This window comes from Actinopolyspora mzabensis, from assembly GCF_900101095.1.
Classification (GTDB): Bacteria; Actinomycetota; Actinomycetes; order Mycobacteriales; family Pseudonocardiaceae; genus Actinopolyspora; species Actinopolyspora mzabensis.
This window is the reverse complement of record NZ_FNFM01000003.1, coordinates 324,833-350,044: the sequence shown is the minus strand read 5'-3', so window position 1 is coordinate 350,044 and position 25,212 is coordinate 324,833. Positions and strand designations below refer to the sequence as shown.

Annotated in this window: 27 protein-coding genes and 4 pseudogenes; 17 read left to right on the top strand and 14 right to left on the bottom strand. The window is 67.5% G+C overall.

Features of this window, described 5'->3' with window-relative positions; genetic code table 11:
• Positions 1–4: 4 nt before the first annotated feature.
• The 3 genes from BLR41_RS06710 to BLR41_RS06700 all read right to left on the bottom strand — a co-directional run bounded on the left by BLR41_RS06710 (position 5) and on the right by BLR41_RS06700 (position 2,738).
• A complete protein-coding gene (locus BLR41_RS06710; RefSeq protein WP_092627237.1) occupies positions 5–772 on the bottom strand; it encodes a dienelactone hydrolase family protein in 768 nt (255 codons plus the stop codon).
• Positions 773–942: 170 nt separating this feature from the next.
• On the bottom strand, positions 943–1,845 hold the full coding sequence (locus BLR41_RS06705) for a serine hydrolase (protein ID WP_092627095.1): 903 nt from the start codon (positions 1,843–1,845) through the stop codon (positions 943–945).
• Positions 1,842–2,738 carry a LysR family transcriptional regulator gene (locus BLR41_RS06700; protein ID WP_342745335.1) on the bottom strand — a complete coding sequence of 299 codons (897 nt, stop codon included), beginning with the start codon at positions 2,736–2,738 and terminating at the stop codon, positions 1,842–1,844. Before BLR41_RS06700 ends, BLR41_RS06705 begins: the two co-directional genes overlap by 4 nt.
• Before the next feature lie 102 nt (positions 2,739–2,840).
• Here BLR41_RS06700 and bla point away from each other — a divergent pair, with 102 nt between their 5' ends.
• The 3 genes and pseudogenes from bla (at position 2,841) to BLR41_RS23425 (ending at position 5,530) form a co-directional block, all read left to right on the top strand.
• Positions 2,841–3,752, top strand: coding sequence for a class A beta-lactamase (gene bla, locus BLR41_RS06695; RefSeq protein WP_092627093.1), 912 nt, complete (start codon positions 2,841–2,843; stop codon positions 3,750–3,752).
• 107 nt (positions 3,753–3,859) lie between these two features.
• A pseudogene (locus BLR41_RS23835) lies at positions 3,860–4,180 on the top strand (tRNA-binding protein); the annotation flags it as partial.
• Between the two features lie 395 nt (positions 4,181–4,575).
• Positions 4,576–5,530 (top strand): annotated as a pseudogene (locus BLR41_RS23425) (MerR family transcriptional regulator).
• 103 nt (positions 5,531–5,633) lie between these two features.
• On the opposite strand, the gene BLR41_RS23420 reads toward BLR41_RS23425, so the two are convergent.
• Positions 5,634–5,837: a ferredoxin gene (locus BLR41_RS23420; RefSeq protein WP_092627091.1), complete on the bottom strand. Its 204-nt coding sequence runs from the start codon at positions 5,835–5,837 to the stop codon at positions 5,634–5,636.
• 317 nt (positions 5,838–6,154) lie between these two features.
• Between BLR41_RS23420 and BLR41_RS06675 the strand changes: the two genes are divergently transcribed.
• Entirely contained in the window at positions 6,155–6,718 is a 564-nt protein-coding gene (locus tag BLR41_RS06675; protein WP_092627090.1) for an isochorismatase family protein, read from the top strand.
• A gap of 222 nt (positions 6,719–6,940) precedes the next feature.
• Positions 6,941–7,759 (top strand): annotated as a pseudogene (locus BLR41_RS06670) (site-specific integrase); the annotation flags it as partial.
• Positions 7,760–7,774: 15 nt separating this feature from the next.
• Here BLR41_RS06670 and BLR41_RS06665 read toward each other — a convergent pair.
• Genes BLR41_RS06665 through BLR41_RS22415 form a run of 3 tightly spaced genes read right to left on the bottom strand, consistent with a single transcriptional unit; the run spans position 7,775 to position 9,515 of the window.
• Positions 7,775–8,098, bottom strand: a complete 324-nt coding sequence (locus BLR41_RS06665; protein ID WP_092627089.1) for a helix-turn-helix transcriptional regulator — start codon at positions 8,096–8,098, stop codon at positions 7,775–7,777.
• Positions 8,099–8,130: 32 nt separating this feature from the next.
• Positions 8,131–9,063: a TerC family protein gene (locus BLR41_RS06660; protein ID WP_092627088.1), complete on the bottom strand. Its 933-nt coding sequence runs from the start codon at positions 9,061–9,063 to the stop codon at positions 8,131–8,133.
• Positions 9,060–9,515 (bottom strand): hypothetical protein, encoded by a 456-nt coding sequence (locus BLR41_RS22415; protein WP_143013017.1) that lies wholly within the window; start codon positions 9,513–9,515, stop codon positions 9,060–9,062. The genes BLR41_RS06660 and BLR41_RS22415 overlap by 4 nt, the downstream gene beginning before the upstream one ends.
• Positions 9,516–9,664: 149 nt before the next feature.
• Here BLR41_RS22415 and BLR41_RS06655 point away from each other — a divergent pair, with 149 nt between their 5' ends.
• The 5 genes from BLR41_RS06655 to BLR41_RS06630 all read left to right on the top strand — a co-directional run bounded on the left by BLR41_RS06655 (position 9,665) and on the right by BLR41_RS06630 (position 13,089).
• Positions 9,665–10,270, top strand: a complete 606-nt coding sequence (locus BLR41_RS06655; RefSeq protein ID WP_218119965.1) for a CBS domain-containing protein — start codon at positions 9,665–9,667, stop codon at positions 10,268–10,270.
• Positions 10,267–10,590, top strand: coding sequence for an STAS domain-containing protein (locus BLR41_RS06650; protein ID WP_092627087.1), 324 nt, complete (start codon positions 10,267–10,269; stop codon positions 10,588–10,590). Before BLR41_RS06655 ends, BLR41_RS06650 begins: the two co-directional genes overlap by 4 nt.
• A 156-nt stretch (positions 10,591–10,746) precedes the next feature.
• Positions 10,747–11,070, top strand: coding sequence for a hypothetical protein (locus tag BLR41_RS06645; RefSeq protein WP_092627086.1), 324 nt, complete (start codon positions 10,747–10,749; stop codon positions 11,068–11,070).
• A 622-nt stretch (positions 11,071–11,692) separates the two neighbouring features.
• Complete coding sequence (locus BLR41_RS06635) at positions 11,693–12,232, top strand: PNPOx family protein (protein ID WP_092627085.1); 540 nt, start codon at positions 11,693–11,695, stop codon at positions 12,230–12,232.
• Between the two features lie 263 nt (positions 12,233–12,495).
• Positions 12,496–13,089: a dihydrofolate reductase family protein gene (locus tag BLR41_RS06630; RefSeq protein WP_092627084.1), complete on the top strand. Its 594-nt coding sequence runs from the start codon at positions 12,496–12,498 to the stop codon at positions 13,087–13,089.
• 73 nt (positions 13,090–13,162) lie between these two features.
• On the opposite strand, the gene BLR41_RS23660 is transcribed toward BLR41_RS06630, so the two are convergent.
• From BLR41_RS23660 to BLR41_RS23655, 3 genes and pseudogenes are all read right to left on the bottom strand, one after another.
• Complete coding sequence (locus BLR41_RS23660) at positions 13,163–13,408, bottom strand: Tn3 family transposase (RefSeq protein ID WP_342745342.1); 246 nt, start codon at positions 13,406–13,408, stop codon at positions 13,163–13,165.
• An 88-nt stretch (positions 13,409–13,496) separates the two neighbouring features.
• Positions 13,497–13,907 (bottom strand): annotated as a pseudogene (locus BLR41_RS23830) (Tn3 family transposase); the annotation flags it as partial.
• A 91-nt stretch (positions 13,908–13,998) separates the two neighbouring features.
• Positions 13,999–14,415: a Tn3 family transposase gene (locus tag BLR41_RS23655; RefSeq protein WP_218119963.1), complete on the bottom strand. Its 417-nt coding sequence runs from the start codon at positions 14,413–14,415 to the stop codon at positions 13,999–14,001.
• Between the two features lie 322 nt (positions 14,416–14,737).
• Here BLR41_RS23655 and BLR41_RS06620 point away from each other — a divergent pair, with 322 nt between their 5' ends.
• Positions 14,738–15,175, top strand: coding sequence for a nuclear transport factor 2 family protein (locus BLR41_RS06620; protein ID WP_176797854.1), 438 nt, complete (start codon positions 14,738–14,740; stop codon positions 15,173–15,175).
• Between the two features lie 56 nt (positions 15,176–15,231).
• Here the strand turns inward: BLR41_RS06620 and BLR41_RS06615 are convergent, their stop codons facing one another.
• Both BLR41_RS06615 and BLR41_RS06610 read right to left on the bottom strand, forming a co-directional pair.
• Positions 15,232–15,642, bottom strand: coding sequence for a P-loop NTPase family protein (locus tag BLR41_RS06615; RefSeq protein WP_143013016.1), 411 nt, complete (start codon positions 15,640–15,642; stop codon positions 15,232–15,234).
• Positions 15,643–15,884: 242 nt separating this feature from the next.
• Entirely contained in the window at positions 15,885–17,033 is a 1,149-nt protein-coding gene (locus BLR41_RS06610) for a hypothetical protein (protein WP_092627081.1), read from the bottom strand.
• A gap of 139 nt (positions 17,034–17,172) precedes the next feature.
• Between BLR41_RS06610 and BLR41_RS06605 the strand changes: the two genes are divergently transcribed.
• Positions 17,173–18,444 (top strand): tyrosine-type recombinase/integrase, encoded by a 1,272-nt coding sequence (locus BLR41_RS06605; RefSeq protein ID WP_092627080.1) that lies wholly within the window; start codon positions 17,173–17,175, stop codon positions 18,442–18,444.
• A gap of 452 nt (positions 18,445–18,896) precedes the next feature.
• On the opposite strand, the gene BLR41_RS23650 is transcribed toward BLR41_RS06605, so the two are convergent.
• Complete coding sequence (locus BLR41_RS23650; RefSeq protein ID WP_281240939.1) at positions 18,897–19,019, bottom strand: hypothetical protein; 123 nt, start codon at positions 19,017–19,019, stop codon at positions 18,897–18,899.
• A gap of 43 nt (positions 19,020–19,062) precedes the next feature.
• Positions 19,063–20,595 carry an AMP-binding protein gene (locus BLR41_RS06600; RefSeq protein ID WP_092627079.1) on the bottom strand — a complete coding sequence of 511 codons (1,533 nt, stop codon included), beginning with the start codon at positions 20,593–20,595 and terminating at the stop codon, positions 19,063–19,065.
• Between the two features lie 141 nt (positions 20,596–20,736).
• Here BLR41_RS06600 and BLR41_RS23645 point away from each other — a divergent pair, with 141 nt between their 5' ends.
• The 5 genes from BLR41_RS23645 to BLR41_RS06575 all read left to right on the top strand — a co-directional run bounded on the left by BLR41_RS23645 (position 20,737) and on the right by BLR41_RS06575 (position 25,176).
• The gene (locus BLR41_RS23645) at positions 20,737–21,150 is read left to right on the top strand and encodes a DUF389 domain-containing protein (protein ID WP_092627078.1); all 414 of its coding nucleotides are present in this window, start codon (positions 20,737–20,739) and stop codon (positions 21,148–21,150) included.
• Positions 21,081–21,377: a DUF389 domain-containing protein gene (locus BLR41_RS23640; RefSeq protein ID WP_092627077.1), complete on the top strand. Its 297-nt coding sequence runs from the start codon at positions 21,081–21,083 to the stop codon at positions 21,375–21,377. Before BLR41_RS23645 ends, BLR41_RS23640 begins: the two co-directional genes overlap by 70 nt.
• A 198-nt stretch (positions 21,378–21,575) precedes the next feature.
• Positions 21,576–22,619 (top strand): amidohydrolase family protein, encoded by a 1,044-nt coding sequence (locus BLR41_RS06585; RefSeq protein WP_092627076.1) that lies wholly within the window; start codon positions 21,576–21,578, stop codon positions 22,617–22,619.
• Entirely contained in the window at positions 22,612–23,874 is a 1,263-nt protein-coding gene (gene kynU / locus BLR41_RS06580; protein ID WP_092627075.1) for a kynureninase, read from the top strand. Before BLR41_RS06585 ends, kynU begins: the two co-directional genes overlap by 8 nt.
• A 447-nt stretch (positions 23,875–24,321) precedes the next feature.
• Positions 24,322–25,176 carry a CPBP family intramembrane glutamic endopeptidase gene (locus tag BLR41_RS06575; protein ID WP_176797853.1) on the top strand — a complete coding sequence of 285 codons (855 nt, stop codon included), beginning with the start codon at positions 24,322–24,324 and terminating at the stop codon, positions 25,174–25,176.
• The last annotated feature ends 36 nt before the right edge of the window (positions 25,177–25,212 follow it).

The window sequence follows — 25,212 nt, the reverse complement described above, 5'->3', positions numbered from 1 at the left end:
GGTCTTACGAGCCCGGCTTCAACGTACGATCGAACAGGTCCAGCAACGCCGACCAGTGCCGTTCGGTGGCCTGCTCGTCGTAGGCGGCGGTGTCGGCCTGGGTGTAGCCGTGCCCGGCACCCGGATACACCTCGCTGTGGAAAGACACCCCCGCCTCGGTCAGCGCCCGGTCGAGCCGCTCGATCTGTTCGGGTGGCAGGGCGTGGTCCTGGTCGGCGTGGCCGAAGTACAGCTCGGCGGTGATGTTTCCGGCCAGCAGATGCGGGCTGTCGGGCTCCTGGTTCGCCAGACCACCACCGTGGAAACCGGCCATGGCGGTCACCTGGTCCGGATAGGTCCCGGCGGTGCGCAACGCCAGCACCGCCCCCATGCAGTAGCCGGTGACTCCGACCGCTCCCCCGTCGGCCTCCGGCCGCTGTCGCAGCCAGTCCAGGTAGGCACCGGCATCACGCATCGCCAGCTCGGGGGTCAGCGCCTGCATCATCGGGCCGATCTCGTCGAAGATCTCGGGACGCCTGCCCGGGTCGATGAACTCGGGCAGCTCGACGACCGGGGCACGCCCGTGGCGGTAGAAGACGTTGGGTACCAGCACGGTGTAGCCGGCGGCGGCCAGCCGGTCGGCCATCGCGGTCAGGTGGGGACGTATCCCGAAGGCGTCCATGTAGAACAGCACGGCAGGATGCGCGGCATCGTCGTCGGGATGCGTCAGATAGGCGTCGGCGATCCCGTCCGGGGTGGGAACATCCACCGTTGCTCCCTGTACGGCAGTCATCAACCCTGTCCTTTCGTCCGAATCGGTGGTGGCGACGGTGCGGTGAAGCACGAGTCGAACAACCACGCCGCACCGGTTTACGCACCGTCACGGCCGTTCAGCCTATCCAGGACGCGAGCACCCCACCGTGCAGGTGCGAGCACGCCGCTGTCCCGGCGGGGCCTGGCGGGTCAGCCACGCCGCAGCTGGTCGCGCAGTGTTCGCGCCACCCATGCCATCAGCGCGTCGGCTTCGGGCTGGTTGGCCGCTGCCACGTGCGATTCGGTCAGCGCGGCGATACCGAAGGCCCGTCCGTCGGCGTGTTCGACCACGCCGATCTCGTGGCGCAGGTTCAGCAGCGTCCCGGTCTTCGACGCCCATGTCGAGGCATCGGAGACGAAATCCGGGGCCAGGCGTTGTCGCAGCAGGTTGTTGCTCATGAGTTCTCGTATCCGCGTGCCGATGCTTCGCGGTATGCCGGAGGGGGTCCACAGTGCCTGCAGCAGATCGACGAGGGCTCTGGCCGAGCCCGTGTTGGCACGCGTGACATCGAGCTGCGACAGCGGGTGACCGTTCCCGGTGGTGCCCGCGGTGATGGCAAGTGAGTGTGCGAGCGACACCTCGGTGGGATCGAGGCGTTCCGCCGGGGTGGCGGTGAGGTCGCGCATCCTGTGGCGTGCGGTGATGCCGTGCAGCTCCCACTGCCCCAGCAGTCGGGTGACTTCCTCGGGAGGGGTCAGGTCGAACAGCGCGTCGGCGGCCGCGCCGTCACTGATCGACGTACTCAAGTACAGCAGGTCGTCGAGTGCCACGCGGGCCGGGTGGTGGAATCGGCTCAGCCCTGTCGGTCCCGGCGTGGTGATGCGCCCGGGCTGCACCTCCACCTCGGTGGAGCCGTCGAGCTCGCCGCGGCGAACGCGTTCGAGCGTGGCGGCGGCCAGTGGGATCTTGATCAGTGAGGCGATCGGGTACTGCACGTCCGGGTCGATGCCGAGCTCGTGGCCGGAGTGCAGGTCGCGCACGAGAAACGATCCCCGCAGCCCTCCGTTGTCGAGTTCTGTTCGCAGTCCTCTGATCAGCGATTCGAAGTTCACTCCGTCTCCCGTTCGGCCATTTCCGCCCCGAGGGATCGCGCGACGGCGTGCCGGAGCCGGTCGCGGATGCGGGTGGCGTCGTCGGCGACGACGGCCTCGATACCGAAGCCGCGCTCGACCCGCAGCTCACCGATCGCCCGCCACGTCATGCCCAGTTCGCGGGCCTGCGCGGCCGAGCACACCAGCAGGTCCGCCGAGCCGAGCACCTCGGCTGTCGCCGCTGTCAGGGACTCGGCGACGCTGACCTGGGAGGGGCGCAGCCCGACGGCGTCACGGACCCGCACGAGGCGGTCCCGGACGTGTGGAACATCGTCCTCCGGCTGGATCCAGATCCGACGTCGTGGCAGCCGGCCGGATCGCCCCACACGCAGGCTTTCCAAGTAGATCTTGCCCGGTGCCAGCGCGGTAGTGCCGGCCACCCCCAGGGGGACGGTCCACACACCGGTATCGGCGGGCACCGCCGTGACGGCCGCCCGGACCTGGTGGGTGCGCACCAGCTCGGAACGTTCGCCGGGCGGGGCCGGGCGGAACTCGAGAAACAGCTCGTGAGCACGTGCCTCGGAGTCGAGTTCGGCAAGATCACGAGTGGTGCAGGTTTCGGGGACGGCGACCCGCAGCGGACGGAACCTGGCGCGGTGCGCGTCCTGCTCCATCGCGTCCGCGAGCCGCACCAGTCGTCGTGCCGAGGGAAGCATGTCCCTGCCGAACGGCGTCAGCACCGCCTTTCTGCTCGAACGGTCGAACAACAGCTCACCGAGGTGATGCTCGAGCGCCGAGACGCGGCGGCTGGCCACCGACTGGGGAATGCCCGCGAGAGCCGCTCCCCGGGTGAAGCTGCCCGCCTCGCCAACGGCCACGAAGGCCTTGCAACCACCAACCAGGTCCACAGCCACAGCTTATACGCATTCGGCATCGAATCATCCGTTCGTGACTTGTACAGGATGAGTCGGGGCCGGTGAGACTGCTCGGGACAAGCAACGACGAAAGGAACCGCCTTGTTCGCACGGCGTACCCGCGGAGCCCTGCTGGCTTCGGCGGCCCTGCTCACCCTGGTCGGATGCACCGGCGTCCAGGCAGAACAGCCGGCTCCCCCGCAGAGCTCGACGACCACGCCCTCCGCCGCTTCGGTTTCCCACGAGGACTTCGAGCGACTCGAACGGGAATTCGACGCCCGCCTCGGGGTCTACGCCGTCGACACGGCGACGGGACGGGAACTGTCCTACCGCGGCGACGAGCGCTTCGCCTACGCCTCCACGCACAAGGCGCTGACGGCGGGAGCGGTGCTGCGGCAAACCTCGCTGGAAGGACTCGACAAGCGGATCACCTACGATCGCGCCGATCTCGTCGCGTACTCGCCGATCACGAAAAAGCACGTCGACAGCGGTATGACCCTGCGTGCCGTGCTCGACGCCGCCGTGCGCCACAGCGACAACACCGCCGCGAACCTCATGTTCGACGAGCTCGGCGGTCCCGAGGGGCTCAGCGCGGTACTGCGCGAGATCGGTGACACCACCACCCACGTCGACCGCATCGAGCCCGAACTCAACGAGACCGAGCCCGGCGACATCCGCGACACCAGCACCCCGCGCGCACTGGCAACCAGCCTGCGAGCTTTCACCGTCGGAAACGCGTTGCCGAAGGACGAACGTGCCGTGCTCAACAGGATGCTGCGCAACGTCACCACCAGTGACGAGCTCATCCGGGCCGGAGCCCCGGACGGCTGGCGGGTCGGCGACAAGAGCGGCGCCGCCGACTACGGCACCCGCAACGACATCGCCGTGCTGTGGCCACCGGAGCGGGCACCCATCGTGCTCGCGGTGCTGTCCGACCGGGACACGGCCGACGCCGAGTACGACAGCGCGCTCATCGCCCGAGCGGCCGAAGTGGCAGTGCGGTCGTTCCGGTGAACGCTCGGACCTCGATGCCGGTGGCACCGGTACACGCCGTTCGGTGACGGCAACGCACTGTCCTGTCAAACGGGACGGCCGATGTTGACGGGTATGGCACGACGACGATCGAGTGGGCCGATTTCGAACGGGTCGAGCTTCGAGTGGGTACCGTCGTCACCGCCGAGCCGAATGCGGCAGCACGCAACCCCTGCTACGTGCTCTCGGTCGATCTCGGTGAGCACGGCGTGCGCACGTCCAGCGCCCAGATCACCGAGTACTGCATGCCCGAGGACCTGCTGGGGCGGCAGGTGCTGTGCGTCTGCAATTTCGAACCCGGACGCGTAGCGGGTATGAAATCGGAAGTGCTGGTCACCGGTGCCCGCGACGACCACGGGGGTGTCGTGCTCGCCGGCTTCCAGTTCCCCGTCCCGAACGGCCATCGTCTCGTCCGAGGCGGCTCGCGCGGACTCTTCGGCAAGCATGAACCCCGGATCCTGCTGCGTCGACATCACCGACGGCGGTGGAACATTCTTTCCCGCTCGTCGGTGATGTTTCCCCGACGACACGTGGAGGTTACGTGCGCGCCCGCCGACACGCTGTGCGCGCACAGCGGCGTGTCGCTGGGCCCGGTGCTCGGCGAGATCGCGGCCCAGGAAGTGCTCGGCACCCCGCATCCGCTGGCCGAACCGTTCCGTCCGGCCCGCTTCTGAAGCATCCGGGTTCGAGTGAACGGCAGCTCCCTGGGCAGTGCGCGGGCACGGTCTCCACAATGCCGTGCCCGGTGGTTCCGAGTTGACCTTGCCCTCGAGGGCGGGGTTTAGCGTTCGTGGTGGTGACAGGGATGCGAATCGGTGAAGTGGCCCGTAGGGCCGGCGTGACGACCAAAGCGGTGCGCTACTACGAGTCGCTGGGTTTGCTCGCTCCCGGGCGGCTGGCCAACGGTTATCGGAACTACGGGGAGCACGACGTGCGGTTGGTGCGACAGATTCGGGAGCTCGGTGAGCTCGGAATTCCCGCGGGACGTAGCCGGCCGTTTCTGGACTGCCTCGCGGCCGGCCACGGGAACGCCGACGACTGCCCCGCCTCACTTGCCACCTACCGGCACGCCATCGACGAGCTCACGCGCCGTATCGACGAACTGACCACCCGGCGGGCGGCGTTGCGGGAGCAGCTCGCGCGGGCCGCCCACCGCGGCGACGTTGATTCACAGGCCGAGACGGTTCGGCAAGCGGGAACCGAACACCCGCCTTCGGCCGATGACTCGCCCGCGCCTGCGGGTGGCAGCAGCGGGGAGCTGCCCGGCACGCCGATGCCGGGTCTGCCGTTGCGTGACACCGACGGCGGGAGGACCCGCCTCGATACCCTCGGGAAGGGGCGCACGGTGGTCTACGTCTACCCGCTCACCGGCAGCCCGCAGGTCGATCTGCCCGACGGTTGGGACACGATTCCCGGAGCACGCGGCTGCACCGCCGAGGCGTGCGGTTTCCGCGATCACCACCGGGAACTGCTGGCAGCGGGTGCGGCCGGGGTGTTCGGCCTGTCCAGCCAGCACACCGATTACCAGCGTGAACTGGTCGAGCGGTTGGCCCTGCCGTTTCCGATGCTGTCCGATCCCACGCACAGCCTGAACCGAGCACTCGGGCTTCCCACGTTCCGGGCAGGTGGGCTGCGGCTGTACGAGCGGCTGACCCTGATCGTGCGTGAGGGTTTCGTCGAGCATTGTCTTCCACCCGGTCTCCGTGCCGCGAGAGCACGCCGGGCAGGTGGTGGATTGGATCCGAGAGAACAGTCTCTAGGCGAGCCGTCCCGGCCGTGGCTCGTCGAGGTGCGTCCGCACGCGGCCGAGCGGATGGCAGCCGCGCGGTGCGGACGTGTTCGCGGGGACGGGACTTCCGCCGACTACGAGCGGTCCTCGACAACCGTGATCGCGGCGGCCGGGCACAGTGTCGCGGCTTCACGGACCTGCGCCTGCCGCTCCGTAGTCGGAGAGTCCTCGAGCAGGAACGCGACTCCGTCCTCGTCGCGTTGGTCGAAGGTATCCGGAGCGCTCATGACGCACTGCCCGGCGCCGATGCACTTCTCCTCGTCGATCTCGATTCTCATCGTGCCTCCCGTTCGAGATGTGGTGGGGCCGGTTCTTCGCCGGTTGGGCAGAAGGCCGTGTTAATCGTACGCGTGCACCACTCCATGAAGATCGTCTCCACAGAGGCGTGCACGAAGTGACCGCGAAACTCCGCTCTACTCCACCACCGGACGTGACCGGACCGGGCTACTGGGGGGCGGTGCCCACTCGCGCCGGTTCACCGGCGTTCGGTCACTTCGTAGCACCGACCTCTTCCGCGTTCCGGTCGTGTCGGTGCCCGCCGGTAGAGTCCGGCATCTCAGCGGACGACCGACACGAGATGCCGAGGTGTACCTCCATGCCCACCATGCCCGATCGGCCCCGTGTCGCTCTGCTCGTCATCGACATGCAGCGCGGTGTCGTCGCCGAGGCCCACAACCGCGATGCCGTTGTCGCCCACATCGCTGCGCTCGTCGACCGAGCCCGGGCCGAAGCGGTCCCGGTGGTGTGGGTGCAGCACTCCGACGAGGAACTGGTCTTCGGATCGGCCGAATGGGAATACGTTACCCAGCTCTCCCGCAACGCCGACGAGCCCCTGGTACACAAGAGTTACGGTGACTCCTTCGAGGAAACCGAGCTGGAGACGATCCTGGCCGCACGCGGTGTGGGACGGCTGATGGTTACCGGCGCCCAGACCGACGCCTGCATCCGGTCCACACTGCACGGCGCGTTGGTACGCGGCTACGACACCGTGCTGGTCGAGGACGCCCACACCACTGTGGACCTGCGACAGCTGGGTTCGCCGATCGGCGCCGCTGAGGCGGTCGCCTACACCAACCTCTACTGGAGATTCTCCGGCGCGCCGGGGCGCGTCGCCCACACCGTTCCGACCGAGGGGGTCGAGTTCGCTCCGCTGGGCTGAACGTTCTCCAGGGCAGCTCCCCCACTCAGGCGGCGCGGGGGATAGATCAGTTCAGCCGGCGTCAGGTGAACTCTGGTTCGGACTCGGTGCGGACGGTCCCCAACGCGGTACGGGCCTACTCGATCGCGAAGTTCACGGCCTACTTCACGTTGGGCCCGGGTGATCGAGGGTGAGTCCGGGGAACTGACCATTAACCGGCTCTCGGCCGAGTTCGTGCCCGACGAGCATCGCCCGCCGGCGGCGGTGGCCGACAACGACGCCGGCGAGGCCCTGGAATCGCTGTGGGCCGGGCAGCTGCAGGCACCTGGAACACCCGCCGCGCCGCAGTGGGTTCCTGGTTGGCCTGGTGCCGGGAACGCGATGAGGCCCGGCCGTGCCGGGATGGTGCACACGCCTCGCGCCCCCCCGGATTCGGAGACACCGGTGCGGTCTCGGAGGGCGATTGCTCGGCTGGTGGCACGTCGCGAGGTCGCGCTTCGAGAGAAGACGTTCTACGAAACCGCCGGTCGCGCCGAGGAGATCCTTGCTCTCAACATCGAGGACCTTGACCTGGCCGGGCGCAGCGCGGCAGTCATGGCCAAGGGCGCTCGGGCGAAGACCCGCCTCCTCGGGCAGGCCCGCGGGGACGTCGTGCTGGAAACCGTCTACTGGGACGCCGGTACCGTCCGCCTGCTGCCCCGGCTGTTCAAGGGGCGCGCCCGCGGGCCGGAGTTTGTCACCCATCGCCGTCCCGCTCCCGGCAAGGTCTTCGGACCGCGCGATGCGGGCCCGGACACCGAGTTGGCGCGGCTGTCCTATGGTCGGTCTCGTGCTCTGCTGGATGCCTACACCGCGCTGCGCGGCCCTGGCACGGGGTGGGGATCTGCACGAGTTCCGCCACTCGGCGTTGACCCACCTCGGCGAGCGGGGCGCGTCGTTGCTTTGTTGATGGCGAAGTCCCGGCAAAAGACGCCGGAGAACCTCCGTCGCTACTTCAAGCCCTCCGGCCAGGCGATCGCCGAGGTCACCAGTCTGCTCGCGTTCGGCGATGCTCGCACTTGAATGTTGGGTACGGGCTTAGCGCAGGGCGTGGATGAGGGTGCCGACGTTGTGGTGGGCTTCGAGGGGATGGCGCAAGGGTCCGTTGGGGTTGACGGTGTAGGTGTTGCGGCGTCCGACGCGGGTGCGGGTGAGGTAGCCGCCGTCGATGAGGTCGCTGATGATGGACTGGGTGGCACGTTCGGTGATGCCGACGCGGTGTGCGAGTTGGCGGATGGTCAGATCACCTTCGGCGGCCAGGCACAGCAGGACGTGGCCGTGGTTGGTCAGGAATGTCCAGCCCGGTGATGTCTGCTCGTCTGCGGCCGGGCCCGTGTTGGTGGACTTGATGGCAGGGTTCATGCCGCCATGATAAGTCAGTTTGGTTTCGTGTATCAGTGTTCTGGTGTCGTGGTCGGGGCCCGGCGCCACCAGCTTGCGGCGATGGCGCCGCCGATGAGGGCGATGATCACGGACAGGGAGATCCAGATGGGGATCTTGTAGAGGTCGGTGAGCAGCATCTTCGTGCCAACGAAGACCAGGATCGCGGCCAGCCCGTAGCGCAGGTAGGTGAAGCGGTGCATGGCTCCGGCCAGCAGGAAATACAGCGCCCGCAGGCCAAGGATGGCGAAGGCGTTGGAGGTGAACACCAGGAACGGATCGCTGGTGACAGCGAAGACCGCCGGAATGGAGTCCACTGCGAAGACCAGGTCGGTGGTTTCCACCGCGACCAGCACCACCAGCAGTGGCGTGGCCACCCACCGGCCGGCCTGACGTATCCAGAACCGCTGACCGTGATACTCGGTGGTCATCGGCATCAGTCGGCGGGTCAGCCGCACCAACGGGTTGCGGTCGGGGTGGACTTCGAACTCGCGGTGGCGGGCCATCTTGATCCCGGTGAGCAGCAGCAGGGCACCGAAGACGTAGATGACCCAGTGGAAGCGTTCAAGCAGGACCGCTCCGGCGGCGATGAAGCCCGCCCGCATCACCAGGGCGCCGAGCACCCCGTAGAACAGCACCCGGTGCTGGTACTGCGGGGGCACGGCGAAGTAGCCGAACAGCAGCGCGAAGACGAACACGTTGTCTACCGCCAGCGACTTCTCCACCAGGTAGGCGGCGAAGTACTCCCCGCCGGCCGTGCCGCCCTGGCTCAGCCAGATCACCACGCCGAAGCCCAGTCCCAGGCTCAGCCAGATGCTCGACCAGCCCAGAGCCTCGCGGATCGAGACCACGTGCGCCCGCCGGTGCGCCAGCAGGTCGATCACCAGCATGAGCACGATCGCGGCCAGCACGCCGGTCCAGGCCCACCAGGGCGTACCCGCGATCACCGCCGCCTCCCCCACTCGCTGCGCACAGGTGAGCCGCGCCCGCCTGGAGATGGTGTGGGCGTGTCCGGGATGGCTCCCTGGTCACCTACCACGACACCGGCGCGGCAGCCGCGCCTCGCTCGCCGCAGAGCCGCCCGCCTGCGGGCGGCATACCAGCGCGACCCAACCGGTGACCACCACCGGGCCCATACGACGAACACGCGCAGACCATTCCGGGGCGTCTCGGCCGCCGCCACGGGCCACACCTGCGCCAACACCCGAGCCTGCTCGGCGGCGACCCGGTGAGCGCGTCTGACCACCGCGACCGGATCGGTTGAGATCACCGGCCAACCCGCCCGGTTCACTACCAGCACCACGACCTCTCCTGGGGAGGCTTGTAGGCACGCCGACCGCACCGCCCCCACCGGGTCCGCGGCCTCGGCCAGTGCCACCGGCACTTGGTGATCACTCATCGTTCCCCCTCACCTAACAAGCGAAGCATGAATGACGAACTATATTTCGTCAAATACGAATGAACTGCACAGATATGATCACGCAGACAACATTGACGAACTGTAAATCGTTATTCATACTTCACTTAACAGCGGAGAGGGAGGGCATCATGCGAGTGTGGGACATCATGCGACGGCCGGTGGTTTCGGTGCGTTCGTCGGACAGTGCACATCAGGCGGCAGTGCTGCTGACCGAGCACGGCTACGCCGCACTGCCGGTGCTCGACGGCGAGCACGCCGTGGTGGGCATGGTCAGCGGCGGCGACCTGCTACGAGCTCAGGTCGAACTGCGGGCGGTCACGGTGGCCGAGGTCATGAGTGCTCCTGCCGTGGCCTTGCTCCACGATCAGGAGTTTCCCGAGGCGGTGCGGCTGCTGGTCGCCTCCGGGCGGCGCAGCCTGCCGGTCCTCGACGACGAGGCCGGGCTCCTGGGCATCCTCAGCCGCGGCGACTTGCTCCGGATCGTCCTCACCCCTGACGGAATCCTGCAAGCCCGCGCCCAGGCGATCCTCGACGGCTACACCGGCACGCCACGCTGGCACGCCACCGTCACCGACGCGGCCGTGATCGTGCACGGCCCCTTCACCGACGAAGCCGAACGCCGTCTCGCTTTGGCCTTGGCCCGCACGGTGCCCGGCATCCGCACCGCATCCCTGGGCTCCACGCTCCACCCGTATGGCCAGTCCGGCCAGTACCCTGCAGAGGTCGCCCCATGATTCCCAACCAGCGCCAGTCGCTCCACGTCACCCTGACCCGGCCCCAGCGCGACACCACGATCGTGCACCTGGCCGGTGACCTCGACGACCGCAGCCTGTCAGCACTCGAGGAACTACTCACCCATCGCCTGCGCTCCTGTCTGCGGACCGTCGTCGTCGACCTCACCGAGCTGGCCTACCTCAGTCCACGCGCCAGCGACCTGCTCACCCGGCAAGCCGGCCAGGCCTCGCGATACCACACCCACCTCGTCATCCTGCCCCACACCCCCATACCCGACATCCACCACACAGCCCAGGCCCCGATCTCGGCACTCCCGTAGTACCCGCGCGATCCGCACGGTGCTACTGGTGCTGGCGATAGGTCAGAGCGTGAGCACGCTGGTGTACAGCCTGGCGGCAGGCGCGTTCACGACGCGGATCGGGCCGGGGAACCGCCGATCGTGCCGGTAGGGTGGGCGTTCTCGATTGGGTCACTGGTGATCGCACTCAGCGTGGCGTGGACAGTATGGGCGTTGCCCACCGCCGTGCCCGACCTGGCGCTGCGGGACCGGCTGGCGGCGCCGCTGGCGGTGGTATTCGCTGGCTTCAGCGTGTGGCTCGTTGCCGCCGAACTGGAGCCCAGCTGGTCCACCCTGGTCGTTTTCGTGAACATGGTCGCCGCACTGCTGCGGGCACTGGGTATCGCGCTGGAGCATCAGGCGGTGATCGCCGGCTGGCCCTGGCTCGGGCGGGACCCTGTTGTGGGCGCTGCTCGGGATCTACACGGGCTGGTCAAGCATCGCGGTATGGGTCAAACCTGACCACCGCACTGGCCGGCAGCGGTGCCCCGATCACTGGAGCGGCCGGGATCGCCTGGCAGCTCGCCATCTTCGCCGGGGCCACCGCGACCGCGGTCGCGGTGCTGCGCTGGACCGGCGGCCTGCTGCCGGCGACAGCAGTGCGCCGTCGCGGACCTCGTAGCCGGCAGCTCGCTGATCGCGGCGTCCAGGCGCGCGTCTCGACCCACCCACCCAACTCGCCCTCGACACAGGAGAACTCCCGCCACGAGTCAGTGCTGCGGATCTCCCCCTGGCCTTCCAACCGGGTCATCGGCCGCTCGCCATAGGCCTTCACCCCGAGGCACCCCGGTACCGAGCAGCTCGGCGAGGTAGTCGACCAACTCCGCCGGCACCCCAGCGGATCATCGAGGAAAGTCTCGGCATTGCACATCGTCACCAGCTGCAACGCGAACCCGAGCCGGTTGGGGACACGTCGCTTAGCCTCCAACAAGACCCTGTTCTCCGGTTGCTCCGGACAGCCGCAAAGTAGACGGTGATCAGCTGCGCCCGCCTGAAGTCGAGCCTCGCTGCAGCGTGCGATAGACGGTCGGCCGGGATACGGCGAACAGGCGCTTTTGTCGGTGGGAGCTGATTACCTAGCCGAATGTTCGAAACTCCCGATGAGCTCCGCAGCCTTCAAGTCCTGCTCGACACGTCTTGGGCTGGCTCCAGCAGCCATCTCAAGTCGATTATCCGGCCAGGTGAAAGCACCTTGGACGCCGAGCAGGTCGTCCGAGTCTGCCAAGGCATGTGCACCCTGGCTATTGCCACGGTCACCCGGCGCGGTGAGCCACGCATCAGCGGCGCCGACGGGCACCTCCTGCACGGCCGTTGGATCGTCGGCACCCACCGTCAGGCCGCTAAAGCCCGTAATCTCGCGGCGCGGCCCGGAATCAGCGCGACCTTCATGCGCGGCGAGCAGCTCGGCATTTTCACGCATGGACACGCCGTTCCGCTGAACCCCGAGGGGACGAGCAGCGACCCGACTTGGCCGACCGTCCGCGACTACCTCGTCAACCACTACGACGGCGATGGCGACGATCCGTTCTGGGACGAGAACGTGTGGTATCGCATCGACCCCAGCTGGATGGTCGCCTACAGCGCCGACCCCGTCGGGCTGCTCGACCAACAACCGTCAGTCTGAAGAGAGCTCGCGCGGGTCCACCTCAGGCCGTCACTCCGGGGCCAGTCGAGGTTGGCATCTTCACGTCCGGAAGTTGACAGCGCGATCCATCTCGGCCACGCCGATCACGGGAAACCCGAGCCTGAGCACAAGGTAAGGCTACGACGGTGCGGCTCGGGTCTCGCAAACCGATGAGTTCCGGACTCGTCACCCGTCCAACCTCGTACAACCGGGGGCCATGACGCATCCGGCGGCCACCGACAGCACGGAAAGGGCACACGAACATGTCAGAGCTTCTCGTCGACTTCATCACCTCCCTCGACGGCAACGCATCAGGAGAGGGCTGGCCAGGATGGTGGGGGATGGAGGGCCCCGAATATCTCGGTTGGACCGGCGAGCAGCCCGAGGTCACTTACCTGATGGGAGCGAACAGCTACCGTCAGATGTCCGGCTTCGCCGCCGGCGGGGTCCCGGAGGGCCTAGACGAGTTCAGGGCCGAAGAAGAGGCGTCCGTCGGCGAGCTCACGCAAGCGTCCCAGGTGGTGTTCTCCTCCTCGCTCGAGGAGCCACTGACGTGGGCTAACTCCACACTCGTCCGCGACGACGCCGTCGGGACGGTCCGCGCCATGAAGGAGAACGGCTCGGGGCTCCTCAGCACGATCGGCAGCCTCAGCCTGTGCCGGTCCCCGCTACGGGCCGGACTCGTCGACCACTTCCGAGTGGTCATGCTCCCGGTGATCACCGGCGTCACGGGCGCAGAACGCATCTACGAGGGCTACCCGGACGTCGTCCTCGAGATGATCGAGCACCGGACCTTCGACGGCCGCATCCAGCTGGTCGAGTACCGCCCCACCGTGCTCGCGCCCTGGGGCACGTGACCGTCCGTCAATTGCGGAACCCTCTGCCTACGTACGGCGAGGGATCCTCAGCTGAGACGGCTGCGTGCTCGGTTCAGCTGGTAACTGCGGTCAGGTCGAGCCGGGTGTCCATGTTGAGTCGGAATCGCCCGTAGGGGTTGATGTTGGACCAGAACAGCGGGCTGAGCGCTCGATGGTCGTGTTCGCCCAGCAGGTCGGCCCAACCTGGAGTATCGGGGACGTTCTGCAGCAGCAGCGTGTTGACGTGCACCAACGCGAACTGCAGCAAGTGCAGCGCCAGCATGGAGACTTCGGCGGACTCGCGATCGGGGCCGGCCAGGTCGCCGTCCTTGCCGTAGAAGATGACGCCGTTGCCTTAAGTTCCAGTTCTCGACGACCTGCAGCCCGCCGTGGATCTCGCGGCGCAGCTGTGGGCAGGCGAGGTAGTCGCAGGCGAAGATGGTGCGCACCGCCCGGCCCAACTCTTCCGGTGCCTGGTAGGTGGGGTGTTCGGGGCCGCCGCGGGTGAACCGGCGCAGGATCGACTCCGACTCGGCCGTCCCGAGCCGCAGCGCGGTGGCGTATTTGACCATTTGGTCGTATTGCTGGGCGAGGAGATCCGATTTGATCGGCCTGGTGGTTATCGCTCCGAGGTGGGCGTAGGCGGCGTCCTCGTCGGGCCGGTAGAGCCGGATGGAGCCGATGTTCTTCAGGCGGGGTAGTAGCCGGAAGTCGAGCAGTTCGGTGAAGGCGAACCCGACCACGCTGGCCCCATGCGTGTCTACGTAGTTGGCCTCGGCCACGGTGTCGGTGCAGTGCCACAGCAGTCCCTCGATCATCGCCGCCGATCATCGCCGCCTTCTTCGGACGAAGAGCAGGATTTAAGCTGTGAGTGGATGCAGGTGTGTTTGCGCTCGACGTGCCAGTAGGTCATCGCACCGGGCGGCCGTAGCGCTGGTGCCACTCGGTCATCGGGTGCGACTGCCACGAACCGAAATTCTTCGAATCGCTGGCACAGGCGGTGCCCTCTCCCCACCGCTGCGGATCGCGGGCTTCGAAGGTGGCGTTGACCAGCTTGCCCACCGCCGCGCGGATGTTGTCGCGGGTGATGAACTGCTGGCGGACGTAGCGCAGTGCGGCCTCGGTCTCCCCGTGCTCGCCGGTGGCGACCAGCTGTCGAATGCCGATGTTGGTGCCCAGCGCGAACAGGCACAGCAGCAGCCGACGGCGCAGCGTGACCCGGTCGATGATCTCGCGGGAGGCCACCGAGGTGAACTCGCCGGTGAACTCGGTGAGGAAGTCGGCCTCTTTGAGCACGTCGAGCAGATCCACGGTTCGCCGCGACACCGGGTGATCCGGGCCCCGCCAGCCGTTCCGTCGGCGAGGGCGGAATCGAACCGCTCCAGTACGCTGGTCATGCGCTGCTTCAACCCAGAGAGGAACTCCGCAGCATCCGAGGGCTGGCGCAGCTCGGCGTAGTGCATATCCCGGCTGGTTTCGAAATCCGCGGGTAGCTCGTCTTCGGGGTTGCGCCACAGGCCGGATCCAGCCACATACACCTCACGACGACGTAGCGCGTCCCGCAGCGCCACCAGCACACACAGCTCATACGGGATACGCTCGATGCGGCCTTTCTCGTCGACCAGCGGCCGGACCCAACCGCGCCACCGTGCACCCGCAGAAGGCATCCTCGAACTGCCGCAATGCGCTGGCCACGACCCGCTCCACCGGCTCGCCGTTGGTGGCCCTACCTTCTCCTGGCGATACCGCGTCAACACCGCCTCCGCCAGCCGGTCCACCGCTGGAGGACACCCTCTTCTATGTCGCCGGGGAACGAGCCCGGCCACTACGAACCCGTGATGAGATCGCACGGTACTACCGGGAGGCATTCGAGTCGGTCGGAAGCGTGGACATCGCTGAGGCCACTGATGTGTCGACCGAGGCAGGGCACGATGGGGGACGCGCCTTTTTCCGGTTTCGTTTCGCGGGACGAGACGTGGGTGACGAGCGGTTCGACGTGGACATCCGGATTTCGATGTTCGCCCGGATCAGTGATGATAGATGGGTGCTGGTCCACTATCACGAGTCCTCACCCGGTTCCTTCTGACCATCGCTCCACGGGCCGTCGAAACGACGACGTTCGTGGCCGGACTCGCACACCGGTTACATTGCGGCGAGGAACCGCCGCGTGTCCCGGTTCGACCGTAGTCGTATCACGCGGGTGGGCGCGTGCCGGTCGATCTCGGCGAGCAGGCGCGGCCGGTGCTGCCGGGGAAAGGACCACAGATAGCTCAGGAAGCCCCACGAGATGCGTTCCGGGCAGCCCTCGGCCTGCGCGGCTTGCCCGTGATATCGGCAGTTCCGCCACAGCACCCGCAGCAGACACACCCGGCGAGGCCGGTCGAGGACGATAACCGTGTCGGCCCGACTCAACCGGATGTCGAGCGTGGACCAGTAGTTGCCGTCGGCGATCCAGGACTGTCCGGCCAAAAGCTGTTTCTGCCGCCCACGCCACCACTGGCGGTCGGGACGGCGCCAGCCGGGACGCCAGTAGAACTCGTCGAGGCTGACCACGGGAATCCCCGTTCGTCGCCCGAGCTCACGAGCGAACGTCGTTTTCCCCGCCCCACCACTCCCGACGACCGCGATCCGGCGCATATCTCGACAGGTTAGCGCCCCACGGACTCCGAACACACCGGAACAAACCGCGATCGAGCGAGCACTACCCTGCCGCCTGACACCGGAACCGGGGAGCTTCGCCGCCGCCGATGCCGTGCTGAGGACCTGTGATCAGCAGGTGGAATGACCGTGGGTGCTCATGGTGCGCCTTCGGTCGGAGGTGTGCCGGTCTCCTCGGGGTCTGGGGGCTGTTCGGGCTGGTCTTGGAGTAGTGCCGAGAGCAGGCGGTTCCGGAGATGTTCGTCGGTCTCGTGCGGCTCGAGCAGGATCTCGTGCAGGTTCCGTAGCCGAGTCCTGGTTTGGGTCAACTCGGTGGTGAGGGTCTCGGCGGTTGCCCGGGCGGTGGCGGCGTCGGCAGCGGTGTCGGTGGCTCGCTGGTGGGCGTGGGCGAGTTGGGTTTCGGCCTGTTCGGCGCGGTTCTCGGCGTTCTCTGCGCGGGCTTGGACCTTCTCGAGGTGGTTTTGGGTCTGCTCGACGCGGGTCTCAGCGGCCTGGGCGGCCGTCTGGGCGGTGTCGCGGGCCTGCCGGAGGTCCGCCTCGGTGGCCGCGTGCGTTCGCCGTTCGCTCTCCAGCGTGGACCGCAACGCGTCGCGTTCGGCCTCCAGGGCGGCGATGCGTTCACGAGCCTGAGTCAGCTCGTTGGCCGCGGTCGCGGCGCGCTCCTCGGCTGTGGTGGCGCGGTCGGTGGCGGCTGCCGCGGTGGCTTCGTGTGCGGCGGCCCGGGTCTCGGCTCGGTGCTGTGCGTCGAGGGCGGTGGCTCGCTCCGAGCGGGCCTGTTCGGCTTCGGCTCGTGCCTGCTCGGCTTCGCCGCGTGCTTCGGCCGCGGCGGTTTCGGCCTCGGAGCGGGCTTGCTCGGCGAGTGCTTGGGCCTGTTCGGCCTCGGCGCGAGCGTTCTCCGCGAGCTGGGCGGTCTCGCGGGCCTCGGCGGCGTCGGTGCGCGCGCTGGTGGCGGTGGCCGCGGCGGTGGTCAGTTCCTCGGTGACCTGGCCGCGCACTTGTTCCAGAGCGGTGTGCAGTTCGGACAGTGGAGTGGCCAGCGCGTCGGCGGCACGGGCGAAGTCGCCGGCCGCGCTGTCCAGCGTGGTCCCGGGGGCGTCGCCGAAGGCCTCGTGCAGGGCGGATTGGGCGGCGGCGAGTTGTTTGCAGGTCTTGCCGCCGGGCCAGGTGCGGTCCGGGCAGTACTCGGGCGGTCGGCCACCGCGGGGGCCGGCGGGAGGAAGTGGGGCGCGGCAGGCGGCCAGCTTGCACCGGCCCTGCGGGGCCGTGTCGTCGGTGGCGGTGTCCATGACCCTCAGCCTAGTTTTGAGTTATATATATCGCAACTTTGGTTTAGAGTTTCGCTATTCATAACTACCTTTGCTACGAAAGTGTTGTTTTGTTGCTAACCTCAACAGAGCGAGCCACACGAGGATCCGAAAGGTGAAAATGACTAACGCCAGGGGGTTGAGCCCCGCCGCAACGAAGACGCCACGAAGCGGGGCCGCCCATGAACCATGGCCCGGCGCCGAACAACCGGTACGCCTGCTGGCTGCCATCGCCGACTGGCTGGCCGGCTACGGCAACGTCGCCACCCGACGCACCTACGCCACCGGCCTCGGCTTGCCCGCGGGGCCCGAGGAACTGGCCGACTGGGCCACCCTGGGATCAGGGCCACCCGGTTGGGGTGCCACGGTGGATGCCTACGGCGCAGTCCTCGGACTCGACCCGCGGACACCGACACCGACAGTCACCCGGCGCCCCCCACCTGCGGCCCCCGGAAAACTACGCGAACTGCACTGGCTGCGGTGGTGCGCCGCCCACCGGATCGACCCTTTGGCCGCCCACAGCGCCCACGTCAAAGCCTGGCTGGACGAACTGGCCACCGCCGAGGCGGCCCGCACCACCCGCGAACGCATGCTCGCCACCCTCAAAGCCCTCTATGCCCACCTCGCCGAGACCGGTTTGACCAGCGGTAATCCGGCAGCGATCAACCGGCGCCGCCTCGGGCTGTCCGGAAACCGCGAGACCGGCCACGCGCTGAACCTCACCGTGGAACAGGTACGCGCCCTCTACACCGCCGCGGCCACTCCCCGACGCGGTGCCTCCACGCAGGACACCGCCCGCGCCACCACCGTGGTGGCCCTGCTGACCCTGGGGCTGCGCGTCAGTGAGATGTGTGCCCTCAACCGTTCCGACCTGCACACCACACGCGGTCGCCGCGCGCTGCGCGTCCCCGGCAAAGGCGACAAGCCCCGCATCGTCTACCTTCCCGAGAGCGTCGAGATCACCCTGACCGACTACCTCCACACCCGCGATTCCATGCAGCAGAGCAACCGCCCCGCCCCTCGCGGCCAGACCCTCTCCGGGCCCCAACCCCTGCTCAGCACTCGTAGTGGCCGGCGGTGCAGTCGCCAGGGGCTGTGGCAGTTGCTGCGCAGACTGGCGGCCACCAGCCCCGAACTGCACGACATCGCCGAAGCGCTCCACCCCCATGCGCTGCGCCACTTCTACGTCACCACCGCTGTCGAGGCAGGCGCCGCCCTCGCCGATGTCCAGGCCGACCTCGGCCACACCAGCATCGCCACCACCCAGAGCGTCTACAACCACGCGGCCCGTCATCCCGAACGCAGCGCCGCCGACCTCGTCGCCACCACTCTGCAATCGAGTACCGAGGTCACAGACCCCACGCCGGAACCGAACGAGGACGAAGAAGACTGACTAACGGGAGGAGGATTCTACGAGGAAATAAAGTCACGGTGACGAATAATCGCCACGCCGTTCGCCTGCTCGTCTTGCTTTGTTGGAGCAGAAGAGGAACTCGTAGTTCTGAGCGGGAGTACGTCCCGAGGTGTTGTTCGTCCGGATGAACTGGCTGGACCGCTTGGGTACCGAAAGCGAGGACAAGCGCGGGAGCATGTCGGCATACGGCCGGCTGTGGAGCGAGTGGCGATTCGCCTTGTAGCCGATGCGGCATACTCGCTGTGAACCGAATCGCTCACCGACGACTCGCGGTGACGCGTGACGGCACACCAGGGCACCGGGCGGTTTGAAAAGCCGGCTCGGTTCAGCACCGATGACGGGCGGCTGCCCCACGAAGCTTGCCGCCCATCAGGACGTGGTGGCCAGCCGAGGAGAAGGTCAAGCCTGCTCCCACGATTCACCCTGGCGGACTACTCCTCGGAGTCCTCCCCGGACTCCGGGGCTTTTCCCGGGTCGACCGTGGCGCCGTGGGCGACAGCACTGTCCCCTTCGGTGTAGTCACCGCTGTGCAGACCGTCCCCGAAAACGAACACTGCCGGGCTCCTCGGCCACCTCGCTGCTTGAATTTCGGAGACGTTACTCCTCCGTCCAGTACGGAGCGCGCAGCTTGAACTTCTGGAGCTTACCGGTGGCGGTACGCGAGAGCTCGTCGCGGAACTCGACCGACGTGGGGGCTTTGTAGCCTGCGGCTCGCTGCTTGCACCAGCTGATCAGTTCGCTTTCGGTCGGTTCCTCGGCATCGGGGGACAGCACCACGAGTGCCTTGATGGTCTCACCCCACTTGTCGCTGGGCACGCCGATGACAGCGACTTCCGAGACCGCTGGGTGCGAGAAGAGAACGTCCTCCACCTCGATCGAGGAGACGTTCTCGCCACCGGTGATGATGACGTCCTTCTTGCGGTCGCTGATCGTGAGATAACCGTCCTCACCGATGGTGCCGCCGTCACCGGTATGGAACCAACCGTCCCGCAGCACCGCGGCGGTCTCCTCGGGCTGTTGCCAGTAACTGTCGAGCACGACGTTGGAGCGAGCCAGGACCTCGCCTTCGTTGTCCGCCTCGGAGGAGACTGCCAACCGCACTCCCAGCGCGGGAGCACCGGCCCTGACGAGCTTGGCGGCCCGGTCCTCGGGGGCGAGGTCGTCCCACTCGGCACGGGAACGGTTGATGGTCAGCAGCGGGGACGTCTCGGTGAGTCCGTAGATCTGGACGAATTCCCAACCGAGCTCCTCTTCCACCCGCGCCACCGTCCTGGTGGGAGGCGGTGCACCGGCCACGATGATCCGAACGCTGCCGCGGCCGGGAATCTCCCCCTCCCAATCGCGGGCCGCGTCGAGCACAGCCGCGACGACGGCCGGGGCCGCGCACATGACGGTGACCCCGTGGTCACGGACACGTCGCAGAATCTCGGTTCCGTCCACCTTGCGCAGCACGACCTGCTTGATACCGAGGCCGGTGGTGGCGAACGGCATCCCCCACCCGTTGGCATGAAACATCGGCAGGGTGTGCAGGTACACGTCGCGGTCGGTCAAGCCCGCGTGCAGCCCGAACGTCAGCGCGTTGACCCAGATGTTGCGGTGGGTGATCTGCACGCCCTTCGGGCGGGCCGTCGTGCCGGAGGTGTAGTTGATGCAGGCGGTGGCGTTCTCGTCCGGCTGCCAGGTGCGTGGCTCGGCACCGGGGGGTGCGTACAGGTCGTCGTCCCGGCCGAGCGTGTAGCGGTGCTCGGCCGTCACCTCCCCGAGTTCCTCCTCCAGGGCGGGATCCACGTACAGCGCCCGCGCGCCGGAGTGCTCGACGATGTAGCGCACCTCGTCGGGGCGCAACCGGAAATTGATGGGGACGAGCACCCGCCCCGTCCCCGCCACACCGAAGAAAGCGGTGAGCAGCCGCGCGCTGTTGTGGCTGACAACGGCCACCCGCTCCCCCACTCCGATACCGAGTTCATCGAGGTGGGCGGCCTGCCGGGTCGCAAGACCCGCGAAATCGCGATAGGTCAACTCACCGAGGGAAGGTGCCGGCTGGTCGGGTTCGTCGACGACACCGACGCGGTCCGCGTAGACCTGAGCGGCACGATCGATGAAGTCGGAGACGCTGAACGGAACGAACACGGGGCCTCCAGAACACGGTATCCCGCAACTGTACGAGTGGTGGCGCCGCATCTTATACGAAACGTTTGGTTCCATCCACAGCTCGTCGACGCGAGTCGGCGAGACCGTCGAAGCCGCCACCCCGGCCGACCCGCCGACGCGGTGATTTGGGACGAACTGGTAGCGATCACCGGTGAGGAATCCCGGCTCGACGGCATCTTCCTGGCGTTTCTCACCCTGGCCTGCCTGCTGGCCGCGGTCGGTGTGCTCACCGACTCGGCCAGCACCACCGTCGGCGCCATGGTCGTCAGCCCTGACTTCGGCCCACCGGCAGCACTCGCCGTAGCCACCGTCGGCAGTCGTCGCGACCTGGTAAGCCGCGCAGGCGTCGCGCTCGGCCTCGGCTATCCCGTCTCGATCCTCGTCACCGTCGTCCTGGCCATTTTGGGGCGTGAGGTCGGTATTTTCGACCTGGGCGAGCTCGGGGGCTACGCACGGCGTCCTTCATCTACCACATCGAGCCCTACTCGATCGTCATCGCACTGCTGGCCGGAGCCGCGGGCATGCTCGCGTTGACCTCCGAGAAATCCGGCACCCTCATCGGGGTGTTCATCTCCGTGACGACCGTGCCCGCAGCCGGTTTCGCCGCGCTCGCCGCCGTCGCAGGCCACTGGACCCATTGTGGCGAAGCCGTGCTGCAGCTGCTGATCAACCTGGGCGGTATCACCGCTGCAGGCGTGCTCACCCTGCTCGTCCGCCGACGGCGGGTGCTCCCCGAGACCACGCGAAACGCCCGACGGTAGGAAGGGCTCGCCGGTTGCGGAACTTTCCGACCACGTGAGAGGAGTTTTCGGGTCTGAAACTGTCGGAATCGCCACTGTCCGACGTATCCTTACCGAGTCCGTCAGAGCCAGGTCGAGCACGCCAGCCCTGCCGGAAGAGTAGTCAAGCCGGAGTGCCGGAACGGGTGTGCTCCGCGACGAGTCCGAGACCGGAGGTGCATGACCGAGTACCGCTGGCTGCTCGCCGATTCCGCCTGGTGGGGGCAGGACACGTGGTGGGGCCGGTGCGCGTTGCCGTTGCACGGCGGTCTCCCGGCCGGACCACCACGCGCGAGGGACCAAGTGCCGGAGTCGGCACGGGCAACGCGTCTTCCTGGGACGTTGCTGCCAGGACTTCACGACGCGCACGTGCACTCCGGACTGGTCGAGCTACGAAAAGTACGAGCCGGCGGAATCGCGCGAGTCGACGATCTCGGCAGCGGCCCGACCCGGATCGCCGAACTGCTCGCCCACGAGGACCCGTCCCTGCCGGTATGCCGGTTCGCCGGGGCGATGCTCACCGCACCAGGGGGTTATCCGAGCACAAGGGATTGGGCGCAGCCGGACCTCTACCGCCAGGTGACTTCCGGACGCGACGCACGCCTCGCCGTGGCCGAACAACGGGACCTCGGTGCGAAATCGATCAAAATCACCCTGCACACCCGTGCCGGGCCGGTGCTGGAGGACGACGTGTTGCGGGTGATCGTGGACACCGCCCACGAGCACGGCCTCGACGTCGTCGCGCACGCGGAAGGGGCCGATACGTTCGCGACGGTGTTGTCGCACGGTGTCGACCGGCTCGCCCACGTACCCTGGACCGAGCGGGTCGACGAGGCAGCACTGGCCGCGGCCCGCGACATGGTTTGGATCAGTACGCTGGACATCCACGGTCACGGTCACCACACGGCGGAGCTCGAGTGCGCGCAGGACAACCTGCGCCGTTTCCGGGAGCACGGTGGCACGGTGCGCTACGGCACCGACCTGGGCAACGGTCCGCTGCCGCTCGGCGTCAACGCTCGCGAGATCACGGCGATGCAACAAGCCGGCATGTCGGTCGACGACGTGCTGCTGGCCATGACCGATCCGGACCTGTGTGCACCACCGTGCGTCATTCCCGAGGGGCTGGATGCCGACCCGGCCGGGTTGGCCACGGCGCTGTCGACGGCGCGGGTGGTGGGAGACACCGTCGGGGAGGATCTCGGAAAGGATCGCGCTCATGACTGACCGGACAGGCTTCGCGGCCAAGGCACGCGAACTCGACGAGGCCGACCCACTCGGTGACTATCCGAACCGCTTCCTGCCGACCGACGACGACATCGTCGCCTACTTCGACGGAAACTCACTGGGACGTCCCCCCGCCGTGACCGCCGAGCGCATGGAGCACTTCGTCCGCCACCAGTGGCGAGCACGACTGATCCGAGGATGGGACGACGGATGGCTCGACTGGCCCACCACTGTCGGAGATCGGCTCGGCGAAGCCGTGCTGGGGGCGGCACCCGGGCAACTCGTGGTGGCCGACTCGACGACCGTGCTGCTGTACAAACTGGCGCGAGCGGCGCTGCACATCCGCCCCGAGCGTCGGGAGATCCTGCTGGACACCGACAACTTTCCCACCGACCGCTATGTCGTCGAAGGTATCGCCGACGAACACGATCTGACGCTGCGATGGATCGAGACCGATCCGGCCGCGGGTATCACGGCCGAACAGGTCGCGAACGCGGTCGGTCCGAACACTGCGCTGGTCGTGTTCAGCCATGTGGCCTACCGCTCCGGTTACCTCGCCGACGCCGCGGCCATAACGCGACTCGCGCACGAAGCCGGAGCGCTCGCACTCTGGGACCTGAGTCACTCGGCGGGATCGGTACCCGTGGAACTCGACGACTGGGATGTGGATTTCGCCGTCGGCTGCGGCTACAAGTATCTCAACGGCGGTCCCGGCGCACCGGCTTTCGCGTACGTGAACGGTCGTCACCAGCACAACCTCCGCCAACCCGTCCAAGGGTGGATGGGGCACCGCTCCCCCTTCGCGATGGGTCCCGGCCACGAGCCGGCTCCGGGAATACGGGGCGTACTCAGCGGCACGCCACCCGTACTGGGGATGGTGCCGTTACTGAGCGGTGTGGAGCTGCTCGAACAGGCGGGCATCGACGCGATACGCGCGAAGTCGCTGCTGCTGAGCGACTTCGCGCTGGAGCTCGCCGATGCCTGGGTGTCGCCACTGGGAGTGCGGCTCGCCTCCCCACGTGAGCACTGCCGTCGAGGCGGACACATCACGCTGTGCCGCGCCGATTTCGCCAGGGTCAACGAAGAACTGCGTCGGCGCGGCGTGGTTCCCGATTTCCGGGCGCCCGACGGGATCCGCATCGGACTGTCACCGTTGAGCACCCGATTCACCGAGGTGTACTCGGGTATGGCCATGCTCGCCGAGGTCGCCGCGGAAACGGCACGGATGAGCCCGTCCCGCCACAGTGAAGAGTGATCCCGGCACAACCGTCTTGGTACCACGGGAAATCTCGTAGGACGACGCGGCCGAGAAACAACGCTTCGGATCCCAGGCCAATCCAGCTCCGTGAAGATGCAAGATCCGTTGTTGAACCGCCTTCGGGTTGTGGGGCCGAACAGCCCTACGGCAACCCGCATTGCCTCTACGATCGACGGCACGGCACGCGACTCCCCCGGTGCGGGAGGAGTGACGCGCAACGCTCGTAGCGCGGCCGCGGAGAACCGATCCGTACTCGACCCCGGCCGTGGTGATGCGCTGGGGTTTCGCGATACGCGGTGCGCGGTTGGCCGAATCGAGGGGCAGTGTTGGATCCGAGGGAAGGAACAGGACGGTATGCACCCGTCGGTGGGGGATTTCGACACCGTCGACGACGATGGCGCACGAACTTCGACATTCACGAGAAGAACAGCACGAGCGCTGACGATGTGCGGACTCGCCGTGCTGGTGGCCGCGCCGCTGTGGCTACTCCTCACCGGAAACACCAGCTTTCCTGGGTCCTCGGACGAGGGCGCGCCTCCCATGACGCTGTGGCAGGCGATGCTGCCGCCGCTGGTCGGGATTGTGCTGACGCGGGTGCTGCCACTCGGCCTCGCCGAAACCGACCCGCTCTCGCGTTCCCCGCGGGCACTGGTGTTCCGGCAGATGTGGGTGCTGCTGGTAGCAGCCCTCGCGTTTCCCATCGTGATAGCCGTGCTGCCCACGGGCATATCCCGCGGACTGTGGTACGCGATACTGAAAGTACTGCTGTTCCTCGTGGTGCCGCTTGTCGCTTTCCGGCTCCTTCGAAGGGGACAGCCGCACTCCGCCGCGGTAGTGGTCCGAGTGCCCCGGCTGCGTTGGCTGGCCCCGCTGCCTGCTGTCCTGGCGTGGTTCTACCTGTCACGAGTCAGCTCACTGGCACCGCCGCCCTACCCTGCCGCCGCGTTGCCGGATCCGGTGACTCTGGCGGTGGTATCGTTGGTGACGCTGCTCACCGCCGGTGTTCTTGAGGAGATCTTCTACCGCGGTTTCCTGCAGACCCGGCTGGAAAGCCTGCTGGGGCGGTGGCCCGCGATCACGGTGGCATCGCTGCTGTTCGCCGCGATGCACCTGCCCACCCATCTGCACTCCGGATCGGTGGTCACCGGGCTGGCCACGGTGCTGGTTTACCAAGGACTGTTCGGGGTGTTCTGTGGCTACCTGTGGTCCCGGTACCGCAACATCTGGATCGTCATCGCGGTTCACATCGTCGTGAATCTCGCCTATGTGGATCTGCTGCTCGGCTGGCTCGGTCGCTGAGTTCGGTCGGAGAACACCGTGTGGAAACGGCGTTCC

Bases quoted from the DNA above. Each gene is read 5' to 3' on its own strand.
- BLR41_RS06710 (WP_092627237.1), bottom strand. From the start codon at position 772: ATGACTGCCGTACAGGGAGCAACGGTGGATGTTCCCACCCCGGACGGG.
- BLR41_RS23420 (WP_092627091.1), bottom strand. From the start codon at position 5,837: ATGAGAATCGAGATCGACGAGGAGAAGTGCATCGGCGCCGGGCAGTGC.
- BLR41_RS06675 (WP_092627090.1), top strand. From the start codon at position 6,155: ATGCCCACCATGCCCGATCGGCCCCGTGTCGCTCTGCTCGTCATCGAC.
- BLR41_RS06665 (WP_092627089.1), bottom strand. From the start codon at position 8,098: ATGAACCCTGCCATCAAGTCCACCAACACGGGCCCGGCCGCAGACGAG.
- BLR41_RS22415 (WP_143013017.1), bottom strand. From the start codon at position 9,515: ATGAGTGATCACCAAGTGCCGGTGGCACTGGCCGAGGCCGCGGACCCG.
- BLR41_RS06655 (WP_218119965.1), top strand. From the start codon at position 9,665: ATGCGAGTGTGGGACATCATGCGACGGCCGGTGGTTTCGGTGCGTTCG.
- BLR41_RS06650 (WP_092627087.1), top strand. From the start codon at position 10,267: ATGATTCCCAACCAGCGCCAGTCGCTCCACGTCACCCTGACCCGGCCC.
- BLR41_RS06635 (WP_092627085.1), top strand. From the start codon at position 11,693: ATGTTCGAAACTCCCGATGAGCTCCGCAGCCTTCAAGTCCTGCTCGAC.
- BLR41_RS06630 (WP_092627084.1), top strand. From the start codon at position 12,496: ATGTCAGAGCTTCTCGTCGACTTCATCACCTCCCTCGACGGCAACGCA.
- BLR41_RS06610 (WP_092627081.1), bottom strand. From the start codon at position 17,033: ATGGACACCGCCACCGACGACACGGCCCCGCAGGGCCGGTGCAAGCTG.
- BLR41_RS06605 (WP_092627080.1), top strand. From the start codon at position 17,173: ATGACTAACGCCAGGGGGTTGAGCCCCGCCGCAACGAAGACGCCACGA.
- BLR41_RS06585 (WP_092627076.1), top strand. From the start codon at position 21,576: ATGACCGAGTACCGCTGGCTGCTCGCCGATTCCGCCTGGTGGGGGCAG.
- kynU (WP_092627075.1), top strand. From the start codon at position 22,612: ATGACTGACCGGACAGGCTTCGCGGCCAAGGCACGCGAACTCGACGAG.
- BLR41_RS06575 (WP_176797853.1), top strand. From the start codon at position 24,322: ATGTGCGGACTCGCCGTGCTGGTGGCCGCGCCGCTGTGGCTACTCCTC.